This is a genomic window from Acidobacteriota bacterium, from assembly GCA_016208495.1.
In the GTDB taxonomy this organism is placed as follows: Bacteria; Acidobacteriota; Blastocatellia; order Chloracidobacteriales; family Chloracidobacteriaceae; genus JACQXX01.
This window is the reverse complement of record JACQXX010000063.1, coordinates 51,059-64,517: the sequence shown is the minus strand read 5'-3', so window position 1 is coordinate 64,517 and position 13,459 is coordinate 51,059. Positions and strand designations below refer to the sequence as shown.

Genomic DNA, 13,459 nt, shown 5'->3' with positions numbered 1-13,459 from the left:
TCAGGGTTCAGGGTTCAGGGTTCAGGGTTCAGGGTTCAGGGTTCAGGGTTCAGGGTTCAGGGTTCAGGGTTTTCGAAGAGGGCGCGGTTCAAAGCAACAACGCCCTTACCTGTCACCCTGTCACTTTGTCACTTTGTCATTCTGTCACCTTGTCACCTGTCATTGTATCCTGGTTTTCGCCGATACCGCAGCGGTGGTTGAATTGAGGCAGGTCGTTTACGGCCTGCTGCGGAGTTCAGGGGTAGGGTAAAAAAGAACGAAAAAGACAAAAAGGACATAAATTCCAAACCCTGAACCCCAAACCCTGAACCCCAAACCCTGAACCCTCAATAGTCTTTTTCGTCCTTTTCCATTTCACGAGACGGCACTCAGCCATGGAATACAAACCTACCTGGTTGTCAACCATTACCCAAAATCATGTTTTTGCGGCTGCGATTGGGATGGCAACGCTGCTGGCTTTCGGGCTGGCTGGGGTGTTGCATCTGGTTTTGAAATACCCTCCCCTTTCGCTCCAGTGGCTTAAAGCCTGCACGGTGAACCCCTATGATGTTGGCTATGCCGTCCAATCTCTCTTTGTGCCCGTCATTTTGATTTATGCCTTTAGCCGCACGGATTTTTTCCGCAAACTCATCAGTGACCCCCCATCGCAGCAGGAGACTCGAAAACTTGGAAGCTGGTTAGCGGCGATTCAGACCATCGCCGTGGTGTATTTTGTGGCGCTTGAATTCCTCACCGACGGCCATGGCACGGTTCTGGGCTATGTCCTGATTGTGTTTGGCGGGTTGCTGGGTGGGTGGCGAATCGGACTTGGGTTAAGCCTGTTTACCCTGGTTCTGCGTGGAGCACTCAGTATTTTGATTTCACCTCATCCGGAACTGGTGCGCCTGTGGCAAACGATTGGGACCGGGAGCTTCATCAACCTCAGTTTTTGGGGCGTGCTGGTGTTCAAGCATTTCCTCGCCTGTTCCTGGGGGATTCCTGCGCTCTGGGCCGGGTTGGGCACAGGGCTGTATGCTGAAATTCTGAATGAACGCCGGTTGATTCCCCCGGTGGCTTTTTGGGTTGGTCTCCTGGTGGATTTGGGTGGCAGCCTGCTTTCCAGCCTGTTAAGTGACAATCCAAAATTGTTTTTTACCTCGCTGATTCCTAATTTTCTGGTCTCGGCGTTTGTGATGACTACCGTCGCGCTGATTGTGCGCAGTGTCCTGGCTGAAGTCTCCCAGCGGCGGGTAGAAGCCGCCGAACTGGCACGCACCCAATCGGAACTGCGCGCCTTGCGTGCCCAGATCAATCCTCATTTTCTCTTCAATGCCCTCAATACGATTCGCTATTTCGTCCGAATTGACCCTGAAGCCGCGCGAAGCCTGTTACTGAGTCTGTCTGAAGTTTTCCAACGGGCGCTCCGCGCTGGTGAATTTGTCCAGCTTCGAAGCGAAATCAGCTATGTTGAAGCCTATCTGTCACTTGAGAAAGCCAGGCTCGACAAACGGTTGCGGGTGGTGTGGGTGGTTCAAGGGGTTGAAGGCCAGGTTCAGGATTCTCCGTTGTTTGAATACACGGTTCCAACTCTGATTCTGCAACCGATTGTGGAAAATGCCATTATCCATGGCGTAGCCAAAAAACCGGAAGGTGGCATAGTCCGCATCGGAATTGATCAGGCTGATGGTCATTTGTTGTTGCAGGTCAGTGATACCGGTGTCGGAATGTCACCCGAGCGAATTACTGAAATCCTGGGCCCAGATCAAAGCAAAACGAGTTCAATCGGTCTTCGAAATGTTGACCGACGATTGCGGGTGCTCTATGGCGAGGAATTCCGAATCGAAATCCAATCAGAACCCAAACGCGGAACGTGGGTGCAAATCAAGCTTCCGCTTGAAACGCGTCAGGCCGGGTCGTTTGAATTGCGTGGTCGGTTTGACTCGCTGCCCAAGTTTCGCGTCACCGAGCCAAAGATGAAGCTTTGAATTTTGAGGGTTCCGGGTTCCGGGTTCCGGGTTTTCGAATTTATGTCCTTTTCGTCCTTTTTGTCCTTTGGGTCATTCTTCTAAAACCCTGAACCCTCAAACCCTAAGTTTGGTTTATCTTGCCCCTAAAGTTTGATAAAAACTCAGGCCAGGCACTCAACCCCTTCACAAGGCAGGAATACTATGCGGATTTTGATCGTTGATGATGAAATGCCCGCACGCGGAGAACTCCGCTACATTCTCGGAACGCTGATTCCCGAAGCCATTTTTTCCGAAGCCACCAACGGCGAAGAAGCGCTGGAAATGATTGAGCGCGAGCCAATCGAAGTGGTCTTCCTTGATATTAATATGCCTGGAATGAATGGTTTGGCAACGGCTGCCGCCATGCTTGACGGCCCCGAGCCCCCGCTGATTGTGTTTGCCACGGCCTATGACGATTATGCCCTCCAGGCATTTGAACTGGCCGCCCTTGACTACATCGTCAAACCTTTTGACGAACGGCGACTGGTTCAAACGGTCGAGCGGATCAAGCAGACACTCTATGAACGAGCCCTGCTGACCCGCAAACAAACGGTGCTGCGTGAGTTCCTGGTCAAAAATGAAGCCCTCAGCGAAATGACCAAATTGTGGGCTGAGCGTGAAAATGAAATCCAGGTCCTGGTTGATTACCGCAACATTCTCTGGATCGAAGCCGAAGACAAAATGGTGTACCTGCAAACTTCAAATCAGGAGCGGCTCCTCGTCCGTCAGACGCTCAAGGACCTCGAAGCCCGCCTCAGCAAACACAACTTTGCGCGGGTTCACAAAGGATACATTGTCAATCTGAACTATATTGCTGAAGTGGTGACCTGGTTTTCAGGCTCATATGTCATTCGGCTGGCTGATAAACCCCGAACCGAAATCCCAATGTCTCGTCGCTATGCGGCACAACTGAAGAAAGTGACGGGATTGCATTAATTATCAGGGCTGAAGACTCGCAAGCTCGGGGCAAAGGAAGGGATGAGGGATGAAATCAAGGGATGAGGGATGAAGGATGAGGGATGAAACCAGGGATGAGGGATGAAATAAAACCAAGTCTTCAGCCCCAAGCCCTCAGCCCTGGTTTTCTCAGCCCGAAGTCTTCAACCCTCAGCCCTGGTTTTCTCAGCCTGAAGTCTTCAACCCGACTTCTTCAGCCTCTAGCCCTCAAAAAAATCATGGTAGATGGACAGCTCAAATCAAAACTCCTGCACATGCTCAAAGGCGAAGAACCGGAAACCGTCAGCGACCTGGCGCCCAAACTCGCTCGGATTCCCTCTGAACGCCTGATTTTTATTCTCAGCATTGGCGCTGGCCTGGCCGGGATGTCACTGAAAACTGCCAAAGAATTTCTGACCGTTGCGCCTGAAGTCGGTCGGTTGCTCAATACTTTTGAACTCAAAACCTGGGGCGAAGCCGGAAAACGCCTGGCTTCAACCAATATTGACGCGGCTCATGATTTTTTTGTCGCCAGCCCGGAAACGCTGGCAGCACTCCCGCAAAGCTACCGGTTGCGAGCCCTGACCCTGTGCTCGCGACAGGCATCGCTTTCAACGAAGGTCGCAGTGGATTGCTTTAAAATCATGCCCCAGGTGGTCACCAGCATGGGCGATACCCCAACCCTACAGCGAGTTTTTACCATTGCCACCGAAGTCGCCCGCCATTCGGTCAAACATAGCTACGATCTGCTCCGGCAGGCGCCGCGGGTCACAGCTCACCTGGCCGCCTTTGATTCACCCGACGGCGCGATGACCAGTCGGGTACTTGAGTTGACATCAGCCTTTGTTCACCGCTCGGGAGGAACCGCGGCTGAGTTCTTCCTCGCCCTCCCGGATGCGTTGAATGACAACACCCGCACCAGTACTGAGCGACTCCTCCACCACACGTCGCACTTTCTGGACCGAAGCGGAGGGCTCGCCCTTCAATATTTTCGAGCCGGAAGCCGCGTCCTGACCCTGGCCGGCCACGAAGCCTTTGAAAACTGGACACGGTTCAGTTTTGCCATTTCGACCCAGGGCAATGCCACCAGCTACCAGTTCTTGCAAATCAGCCCCAAAATTGTCGGAGCACTCGCCAATCATCGTGACCGCAATCAGACCGGTAAACTGGTCGTCGGCATTATGGAAGTGCTCAGCGAAATCAGCATGTTTAATGCCGCTTCGGCGATTGCCTGTTTTAAAGCCAGTCCACAGGCACTGCAGCAGGCGTCGCTCGAACAATTTCGCACCTGGGCCTTCAAAGGGATTGAACTGTATGGAAAAGACACCCGTAACGCGCAGGCGTACTATGGGTTGCAGTCACGAGCCAGCCGCGAAACGCTCACGGGTGGTGAGACTGGACTGATGCTCGACCGGGTTTCACAGGTGCTCCGGATGTATGTCGAAGGACTCACCGGGAAAAGCCTGACGATCAGCCCGCTCTCGGCCATGCCCGAACAGGCCCGGATCAGCGACGGAAAAACAATCTACCTGCCATCCGTCATCGCTGATTTTCCAGACGAAGAAACCAATTTTCGGCTGTACAAAGTGCTGGCTGCCCACTCCGCCGGGCAACTCGAATACGGCACCTTTGTCGAAGACACCTCGGATCTGCTCGCGATTCAAACCAAACTCACCCAGGATTACCCGGCGACGCTGCGAAAACGAGCCGTAGTCAATTATGCCGCGCTGTTAAAACTCTTTCCGCAAGCCGAACTTGCCCAACGACTCTTCATCACCCTTGAAAATGGGCGCATTGACCGCCGATTGCGGCATGCCTATCGAGGCATCCGGCGCGACCTGAATTTTGTGGGTGAACGGTTGCGGGCGGCACGGCCCAAAATTGACAGCCTGCCGCCAGCCGAAGTGTGGCACGAAATCTTATTTCAACTGATGCTGTGTGGCGGCCCAACTGATGATGTCCGGCGCGACCACTCGTTCCTGATTTCACAACTTGAAGACATCGTAGCGGCTTACCTGGACCAGCCGGATTCGTCGGTCGCTGATACCGTACAGGCAGTTCGTGAAATCTACCGTCTGATTCAGGAGCAGAAATCTAGCGACCAGAAACAACCGCAACTTCCTGAAAATTCAGACCAGCACAAAAGCGAAGAAGACGGCGGCCCATCGGATGAATCTGAACCCACGCCGGAACAATCGTCTTTCCGAAGCGAAGCCGCGCAGGTACCGCAAGGCGGCGCCTTTGATTTTTGGGCCGCTGACCGAACCGAAGCCTCGCCGCCGCTCGAAGACGTGATGTCATCCATTATGCAGGACCGCGATACATCAGAGCACCCACTTGAAGCTGGCGACAAAGCGTTTTCTTATGATGAATGGGATCGTGAACTCCAGGATTATCGCCTCAACTGGTGTCGGGTCGTGGAGCGGCGGCATCCGGTCGGCTCGCGAATCTTTGTCGAAGTCGCCCGGTCGCGACACAGCGGAATCATCACGTCAATCCGGCATCAGTTCCAGATGATGAAGCCCGAAAACCTGCGCAAAATCTATGGCGAACTCGACGGCGAAGACTTTGAATTCGACGCCGTGATCAACAACGTGATTGACCGCCGGACCTCGGGCTCGATCAACGAACGGATTTATATTCGCCGCCTTCGTCGCCAGCGGGATGTCGCGGTGTCATTTCTGCTGGATATGTCGAGTTCCACGGCGCGAACGATCAGCCGTTTCCCGTCAATGCCCTACACCAAGCCGGGCCAGCGCATTATTGATCTTGAAAAAGAAGGACTGGTGCTGATGAGCGAAGCCCTCGAAGCCGTCGGCGATGTCTATGCCATCAACGGGTTTACCAGCGAAGGCCGCCGCAACGTGATGTTTTACGTCATCAAGGACTTTCACGAACGCTATTCCGAAGAGATCGAAAAACGCATTGGAGCAATGACCTATCAGAACAACACCCGGCTCGGGGCTGCCGTCCGTCACGCCGCCCACCGGCTGTCCACCCAGGAAGCGCGTACCAAGCTGCTGATTTTGCTCTCGGATGGCCGTCCGTATGATCATGATTATGGCGACGCCCGCTATGCCCGCGAAGACACCAAAGTCGCGCTCCGCCAGGCCCAGATGATGGGCATCACCAGTTTTTGCATCACGATTGAACGCGAATCAGAAAAAGAACTGGCCGATTTGTACGGAGAGGTGGGCTACACGATCATTGACGACATTTTGAGCCTGCCCGAACGCCTGCCAGGGATTTACCGACGCTTGACGACGTGAGATCGGGTTCAGGGTTGAAAACCAGGCTGAGGGCTTGGGGCTAAGGGCTGAAGACAGAGATGAAGTTTTTGAACGGGGCAACCACTATGATTCAGGTTCTGTTGTTCGCTCTTTTGTGGATGTGGTTGGGGCAATCGTCGGAATGTCATTGCCGGGAAGCAACTCCGAATGAAGTTCCACAAGGTGCCAATGAGTATATTGAACTCCCTGACGCATATCAGCGAAGGATTTATGGCGTGGTTGATCTGATATTTTTGGATTCAGTTGAAGGTGCGGTGGTTGAAGTGTATGCCCTCCCGAAAGACTTTCCCCAAACAAAACATCACGCAATCCCAAGCACCTTCAAACGGATTGCGGCGCGGACAACTGCAGCAGATGGCCGTTTTTGCTTCCCAAAACTTCCACCGGGTCGTTATTTTTTGGTGGCTGGACAAAAGAAATCAAATGGAATGAATACAGTCCAAATTGTCGTCACAATCTCTCCAAAGGCTAAAACCAATAAACCATTAGAACTTCAGCTAACGGCTGGAACATGAGTTGATTCAAATTTCAGCTCTCTCAGGTTGAACTATTTGGGTCGTCTGGTAGCCGACGACCAGCAAACTTGATCTTACTTTCGGTTACCACAACATATTGATCTTGAAGGGTATCGGCATTCTCTTCCAACAAGATCCTGAGTCGTTCAATTTTGTTGGGACTGCGCTCATCAGATAACCGCAGCAAAATAATGCCGTGATGTGATTTTCCTTCACGGTAAACCTTTTCCCCAAAATCTTTATCGTTGGTGATAAGAATTCGATTTTCCTCGAACGCCTTTTTCATCACGTCGTCGTCATCACTTCCACGGGACTCCTCAAAAACTGAATACACATCGTGCCCTGACGAACGAAGCCAGCGTGCCACTGCAGGCCCAGTGCATTCATCCACGAGAAATCTCATTGACGTTATCCTTCACTTCTCGTCTGAAGAGTGCCCGACTTTTCAAGGAATCTTGAGGCGAATAAAAAACAGGCATGAATGTCTTCCTCACAAAGACCTTCGTATTCCTCAAGAATTTCGCCTTGTGTTGCACCATGGGCCAGCAAATTCAAGACATATTCAACTGTCACTCGTGTTCCCTTAATCACTGGCTTTCCAACCATCACGGCGGGACTCACTGAAATACGTTCCAATAGTTTCTGATCAGAGCCTGGCGGTTTTTCAGTCGCTTCAAGAGTGTTGTTGGTTTCTTGAAACTCACCCCCAACTGGCTGATCACGGTCCAGGAGTTGTTTCGTTGACATAATGAACCCTCCTCAATTGGCTTTCAGCAAAGAGAATCATCTATAGAGACAGTCGGGTCTACTTCTTCTTCCGGTTTTGTTTGCGGGATTTTTTGGCCATGGCGGTTCGACCTGATTTCTTTTTCGGCACTTGACGGGTTGGCGCTTTGCCCATCGTGGGTTTGGACAGTTTTAACTCGTTTTTCGGCACCAGTTCCATGAACCCGGTTTCCTCGTCCACAAGGACAACCATCTCCTGACCATTCCAATACTTCAAGAAACAGGGTTTGGCCTTCCCATCAAAATCGAGCCCAAGGAGCCCCCGGTATTCAAATTCTTCGGCCATACTCCGCTCGACCATGTCTTCATCCACAATCACCGTTGGACAGGCAGTACAAAAATGGACACCTCTGGTTGTCATCACTCTGGGTCCCTGATCGGTGGCATAGATCAAGCTCGCCATGTGGGGTTTCGTTGGCGACTGGCACTGGGGGCATTGGTCTGGATGGCGTGCTGACTGGAGAGAATACCCATTCTCAACCCTTCCAATAAAAAATGTCTGCCCGCTTTCTTCAGCCAGTTCAGCGTGAATCGCGGCCCGAGCCTCTGCACTCAGGGCATCAGTGCTTAGCCGGACGATATTTCCCTGACGAACGATAGGAACCAGATCAGTTTTAGAAGATTCAACCACCAACCCGTCTTCGACAGGTGTCTCGGGTAAGTCCTCTATGACAGGGTGCTTTCCTGAATCATCATCTTCCCGCAATTTTTCAGACATACATTCCTCACTTCCATGGATTCAATTTTCCAAGTCCAGCGACTTTTGCGATAATCCCAACTGTTACCATCAACCAGAAGCTGTTTCAACTACATTCGTTCCCTTCTCCAACTCAAGGACATCCGCTTATGGCTTTCATTTTGAAACCTCCACAACCGCTTGATCTTGCCCCAAATCAGCCAGGTCTCTTTCTGGCTGGCTCGATTGAAATGGGCCGGGCGGTGCACTGGCAGGCGCTGTTCGAACAAGAACTGAGCGACCTGGATGTAACCATCCTCAATCCGCGCCGTGATGATTGGGACGCCAGTTGGGAGCAGAGTCTCCGCAATCCAAACTTTCGCGGACAGGTTGAATGGGAACTCGACGCCCAGGAAAAAGCAGACGCCATCGCAATGTATTTTGCTCCGGAAACGCACGCTCCGATCACACTGCTCGAACTGGGACTCTTTGCCACCAGTCAAAAACTGATTGTGTGTTGTCCCAAAGGGTTTTGGCGCAAGGGCAATGTAGAGGTGGTGTGTCTGCGCTATGGTGTGCCAACGGTCGAGACGCTTCCCGAACTGGTCGCCGCCACCCGCCGCCGGATGCTGGCGCTTTTGTGATCAGTGCCTGGTAAGCACCTCGTCCTAAAAATCAATTTCCCCCAACAACACTGAAATCTTCTTATTGAAGGCTTTGGAAATGGCATAGAGCGCGTCTACGCTGGGGAGATGAACGCCACGTTCAATCGAACTCAACTGGGAAATACTGATCCCACTGTGTTCAGCCAGATCTTTGAGCCCCCACCGCCGTTCAGCCCGCAGGATTTTGATCCGGTGACCCAATCGTTCCCGCAACAGGATTAAGGGATTTTTCCCAAGTCCCTTCACATCAACCGCACGCTGGATTGATTCACGTAACTGCCTCAAAGAAAAGGGCTTGGCAATATAGTCAAAGACACCCAGTTGAAATGTGGCGCGCATGGTGGCCAGATCTGGGAATCCTGTTACCACAATCACACACAACTCAGGATCGCGCCGGAGCAGTTCAGCCAGGATTTCTTCGCCTCGCACGGCACCCATTTTCATATCCAGCAACACCAGGTCTGGCGGATGTTTTGAAACAAGCGGCCAGAAGGCATCCGGATCGTTTGCCGTCCGCACCTGATGACCGTCATCCGTCAGCAAATTCCCCAGGTACTGGCAGAAATCAAGGTCATCGTCCAACACCAAAATATTGAGATGAGGTAGAGGTGTTTCGGAAGTTGGGGCTTTCGCAAGTTTCATAGGTATTGAAGAAATGCAGTTAGAATATTTGGATGAAGGTCACCTTACCAGAATAAACATTGTGAGGCTCAGGTTTGTGAAATCCAGTTCAGGATCAGGCGGGTGACCTGGGCTGGTTGTTCACGGTGCAAAAAATGCCCACAGTCGGGAATGATAGCTGACTGGTACTCGCCCTTGAAAAAGACCGATTGGGCTTCCAGAACTTCTCCGCGAATATCCTTTGAGCCGCAAATGGCCAGCGTTGGAACCTGGATTGGGTTTTCAAGTGCCTTCCGAATTTCAGCCAGTGCCGGGTCCTGGTTCACAGGATTTAACATCGCCCGATAATAGCCAATGGTTGATGAGATGACGCCGGGAACTGAAAGCATGGTTTTAATCTGGCGGATATGGTCGGCATCGTCGTGACCAGGAGACCAGTACTTCCACAGGTAATCAATAAAGGCAAAATTGTTGGCGGCAACTGATTTTTCAGGCAAATCGGGCAACTGAAAAAACCACCAGTGAAAAGCCCGATGCACCTGTTCAGGATTGGCCAGACTTTGCAAAATCATGGCTGGATGTGGAATTGCCATCACCACTGCCCGGCGGATGAGTTCGGGAAAGGCCGCGATCACACCGTAGGCAATCGCGGCACCCCAGTCCTGCCCCACCAGAAAGACCGGTTCGCCATTCCCGACGGCCAGGATCAATTCTTTGATGTCCAGCACCAGGGTCGCCCGGTCATAGTACCCGGCTTGAGGAATTTCAGTTGGCGGATAGCCGCGCAGGTACGGGGCCACGACTCGAAACCCGGCCTGTACCAGTTCCGGGATTTGATAGTCCCAGGTCTCGGCAATGTCCGGAAACCCGTGGAGCAAGAGCACCGTCGGCCCCTTCCCTGCTTCCAGAAAAGCAAAGTTGATACCATTGGCACAAACAGTCTGATAGGTCATCACACCTCACATCAAAAGGGAATCTTTCCGGTCAGAATCTGCCCAAACATCACCCAGTCACCAATCAAACTGTACACTGGATAGGTAAAAGTCGCCGGGCGATTCTTTTCAAAAAAGAAATGCCCAACCCAGGCAAACCCGTAGCCGCACACCGGTACCGCCAGCAACAGCCACGGGTTTCGCGTGGCAATCGTAATGCCGAGCAGGACCAGCACCAGGCAACTCCCAATAAAATGCAGTCGCCGGCAGGTCAGGTTTGAATGTTCGCCTAAATAAAAAGGATAAAACTCTCGAAAACTCTGGTAGCGAACCGTCGCTGGTGCAATCGCTGACATAATTTCTCCTTCGTCGTTCACGATCAGAATTCCAATTCAATACCTGCCTGAAGGCGGAACTCTAAACTTTTCCGATAGTTACTCTCGAAATGATGGATCAATCCGATCAAGTTTGCGCAACAACCCAGGCCAGGCCAGGGCACCGCCAACACTTTTAGTCACGACTTTGGCTTGAGCCTGGATTCCCTGCAAAATTGGCGTCGGCACGGGAATCAATTCGCCGCCTCCCGACTGGGCACGGACCTGAATCGTGCAGGCGCTTTCCATCAAGTACATATATAAAAAGGCATCGGCAATCGTTTCAGCACAGGTCAACAGGCCATGGTTGCGCAGGATCAGGAATTTATTTTCCCCAAGATCCGCTACCAACCGGGGTTTTTCCCCTTCGTTAAGCGCCACACCTTCATAGTTGTGGTAGCCAAGGCTTGAAAGCACAAACAGCGATTGTTGCGAGAGCGGAAGCAAGCCGTTTTTCTGGGCTGACACGGCGACGCCATTCAAGCTGTGGACGTGTAAAACACACCGGGCGTCTTCGCGGGCGGCATGGACAGCGCTATGAATGGTAAATCCCGCCGGGTTAATCGGATATGGCGTTTCCATGACGATATTTCCATTGATGTCAACTTTAACCAGGCTGGAGGCCGTGATTTCGTCAAACATCATGCCATAGGGATTGATCAGGAAATGGTGGTCGGCACCTGGAACACGGGCGGAAATGTGTGTAAAGATGAGGTCATCCCAGCGATAGTGGGCCACCAGTCGGTAGCAGGCGGCCAGATCAACCCGAATCTGCCATTCTTCGGCTGATACCTGTTCACGAACGGATTTTGGAGTAGCGTGCGGAGCAGTCTGCATAGCGAAATTCCCTTCCTGGATGTGGTGAAGTAGATGTCGTGGAGTGTGTGGCACATTATCTACAAAACTACTGTCTCACACTATCAGGAAATTGCGGTTCCGGGTTCCAGGTCCTTTAAGAGATAAGGGCTGAAAAAAATCACCTTGTCACCTTGTCACCTTGTCACCTTGTCAGGGTTCCGGGTTTTCGAACTTATGTCCTTTATGTCCTTTATGTCCTTTTCATCTTTTAACCCCGGAACCCGGAACCCGGAACCCGGAACCCGAATCTGCACCCCGATTCTCTCCCCAACCCTTGGCGATGCAAGACAGGCGATTGCCCAGGCTCAACCGAATGCCGACTGGATTGAACTCCGGCTTGATTTTCTGGAAGACCTTGACCCAGGTCAGTCACGCCTGACGGTTGAAACGCTCGTGGCCGAATGCTCAAAACCAGTGATTATCACGTTTCGCCCAAAAGAACAGGGCGGCAAGCGGGAAATTTCCCTTGATGAACGACTGGCTTTCTGGCACCAGGTTTTGACGCTTCCAGATGTCCAGTTTGATCTTGAAGCTGATTTTGTGCCAATGCTGGTTGAAAAACTGGGAGCAGCGGCGCTTCCGTGGGACAAAATTATTGCTTCCTGGCACGAGTTTGAGCATACCCCAGAGGATCTTCCGGCATTGATTGAGCAACGGTTTCCACGCGAAGCGGCAACCATCAAACTCGCGGTCCGCACAGCTTCGATTCGTGACCTGATGGCGCTCTTTACTGCTTTTCAGTTGCTGGCAGCGCAATCCAGGCAACGGTTTATTTTGATTGGAATGGGAGCACCTGGCGCACCAACCCGGATTTTGGGACCGGCGCTTGGCAGTCAGGTAACCTATTCTGCCGCGCCAGATGGGAATCTGTCAGCACCAGGCCAGTTTTCAGCGGCTGATTTACGTCAGGTGTATCACATCCACCGACTCTCAACGGCGACCAAAGTCACCGGATTGATCGGAAAACCGGTCGGGCACTCGCTTTCGCCGCATATGCACAATGCCGCGTTTGAAGCCTTGGGGCTCGATTGGGTCTATCTTCCGTTTGAGGTACAACCCCAAAGCACTGATCTGGCTGATTTTGTCCAGTTTCTTGTCCACCCTCAAAGCCGTCAGGTTCCATTTCAATCAATGGGATTTAGTGTCACGATCCCACATAAACAGGCAGTTATCCCGTTGCTTGATAGTCTGACAACAATCGCTGAAGCGGTCGGGGCGGTCAATACATTGCTGATTGCAGGAAACCGGTTGATTGGCCACAACACGGACGTGGATGGCGCCATGATTCCGCTTGAAAAACGATTTAAACTGGCTGGTTCACGGGTGGCGGTACTTGGGGCTGGAGGATCAGCCCACGCCCTCGTGTATGGGCTGGTTCAGCGTCAGGCACAGGTTACGCTCTTTGCCCGCAATCAGGAAAAAGCTCAGGCGCTGGCCGACAAATTTGGAACCAATTGCCGTTCGCTGGAAGATTTTCGCGGGCATCAGTTTGAAGGCGCCGTTAATTGTACCCCAATTGGAATGCATGGCACAGCCAACCCGGCTACCATGCCTGTGACACCGCAACAACTCTCTGGACTGCACTGGGTCTATGACTTGATTTACCGCCCGCGCCTGACACCCCTTCTCGCGGTGGCACAGGCACAGCGAATCGCCACGCTGGACGGGCTGGAAATGCTGGTTGAGCAGGCTCGCCTCCAGTTTGCTGCCTGGACCGGGCAGGAGATTCCATTTGACCTGATGTTTGACGCCGCACAGAAAGGATGAATTATGAATTAGAATTATGAACTCTTAACTATTGACAAATCAATAAGATAACCT

Annotated in this window: 13 protein-coding genes; 6 read left to right on the top strand and 7 right to left on the bottom strand. The window is 52.2% G+C overall.

Annotation, left to right across the window (positions count from 1 at the left end):
* Nucleotides 1-374 precede the first annotated feature (374 nt).
* The 4 genes from HY774_11770 (at nucleotide 375) to HY774_11755 (ending at nucleotide 6,726) form a co-directional block, all read left to right on the top strand.
* Complete coding sequence (locus HY774_11770) at nucleotides 375-1,964, top strand: histidine kinase (GenBank protein ID MBI4749159.1); 1,590 nt, start codon at nucleotides 375-377, stop codon at nucleotides 1,962-1,964.
* 183 nt (nucleotides 1,965-2,147) lie between these two features.
* Entirely contained in the window at nucleotides 2,148-2,921 is a 774-nt protein-coding gene (locus HY774_11765) for a response regulator transcription factor (protein MBI4749158.1), read from the top strand.
* A 239-nt stretch (nucleotides 2,922-3,160) separates the two neighbouring features.
* The gene (locus tag HY774_11760) at nucleotides 3,161-6,190 is read left to right on the top strand and encodes a VWA domain-containing protein (protein ID MBI4749157.1); all 3,030 of its coding nucleotides are present in this window, start codon (nucleotides 3,161-3,163) and stop codon (nucleotides 6,188-6,190) included.
* Nucleotides 6,191-6,249: 59 nt separating this feature from the next.
* Complete coding sequence (locus HY774_11755; protein ID MBI4749156.1) at nucleotides 6,250-6,726, top strand: carboxypeptidase regulatory-like domain-containing protein; 477 nt, start codon at nucleotides 6,250-6,252, stop codon at nucleotides 6,724-6,726.
* A 22-nt stretch (nucleotides 6,727-6,748) separates the two neighbouring features.
* On the opposite strand, the gene HY774_11750 is transcribed toward HY774_11755, so the two are convergent.
* The 3 genes from HY774_11750 to HY774_11740 are packed head-to-tail and all read right to left on the bottom strand — an operon-like array spanning nucleotide 6,749 to nucleotide 8,230.
* Nucleotides 6,749-7,129 (bottom strand): DUF5615 family PIN-like protein, encoded by a 381-nt coding sequence (locus tag HY774_11750; protein MBI4749155.1) that lies wholly within the window; start codon nucleotides 7,127-7,129, stop codon nucleotides 6,749-6,751.
* A 5-nt stretch (nucleotides 7,130-7,134) separates the two neighbouring features.
* A complete protein-coding gene (locus HY774_11745) occupies nucleotides 7,135-7,473 on the bottom strand; it encodes a DUF433 domain-containing protein (GenBank protein MBI4749154.1) in 339 nt (112 codons plus the stop codon).
* Between the two features lie 58 nt (nucleotides 7,474-7,531).
* Nucleotides 7,532-8,230 carry a hypothetical protein gene (locus tag HY774_11740; GenBank protein ID MBI4749153.1) on the bottom strand — a complete coding sequence of 233 codons (699 nt, stop codon included), beginning with the start codon at nucleotides 8,228-8,230 and terminating at the stop codon, nucleotides 7,532-7,534.
* A gap of 128 nt (nucleotides 8,231-8,358) precedes the next feature.
* Here HY774_11740 and HY774_11735 point away from each other — a divergent pair, with 128 nt between their 5' ends.
* Nucleotides 8,359-8,832, top strand: coding sequence for a nucleoside 2-deoxyribosyltransferase domain-containing protein (locus tag HY774_11735; protein MBI4749152.1), 474 nt, complete (start codon nucleotides 8,359-8,361; stop codon nucleotides 8,830-8,832).
* Nucleotides 8,833-8,856: 24 nt separating this feature from the next.
* Here the strand turns inward: HY774_11735 and HY774_11730 are convergent, their stop codons facing one another.
* The 4 genes from HY774_11730 to HY774_11715 form a co-directional block, all read right to left on the bottom strand.
* Nucleotides 8,857-9,495 carry a response regulator gene (locus HY774_11730; protein MBI4749151.1) on the bottom strand — a complete coding sequence of 213 codons (639 nt, stop codon included), beginning with the start codon at nucleotides 9,493-9,495 and terminating at the stop codon, nucleotides 8,857-8,859.
* A 68-nt stretch (nucleotides 9,496-9,563) separates the two neighbouring features.
* Entirely contained in the window at nucleotides 9,564-10,427 is an 864-nt protein-coding gene (locus HY774_11725; protein ID MBI4749150.1) for an alpha/beta hydrolase, read from the bottom strand.
* An 11-nt stretch (nucleotides 10,428-10,438) separates the two neighbouring features.
* Nucleotides 10,439-10,762 (bottom strand): DUF962 domain-containing protein, encoded by a 324-nt coding sequence (locus HY774_11720; GenBank protein ID MBI4749149.1) that lies wholly within the window; start codon nucleotides 10,760-10,762, stop codon nucleotides 10,439-10,441.
* Nucleotides 10,763-10,840: 78 nt separating this feature from the next.
* Complete coding sequence (locus tag HY774_11715) at nucleotides 10,841-11,617, bottom strand: class II aldolase/adducin family protein (GenBank protein MBI4749148.1); 777 nt, start codon at nucleotides 11,615-11,617, stop codon at nucleotides 10,841-10,843.
* 213 nt (nucleotides 11,618-11,830) lie between these two features.
* Here HY774_11715 and aroE point away from each other — a divergent pair, with 213 nt between their 5' ends.
* The gene (aroE, locus tag HY774_11710; GenBank protein ID MBI4749147.1) at nucleotides 11,831-13,405 is read left to right on the top strand and encodes a shikimate dehydrogenase; all 1,575 of its coding nucleotides are present in this window, start codon (nucleotides 11,831-11,833) and stop codon (nucleotides 13,403-13,405) included.
* The last annotated feature ends 54 nt before the right edge of the window (nucleotides 13,406-13,459 follow it).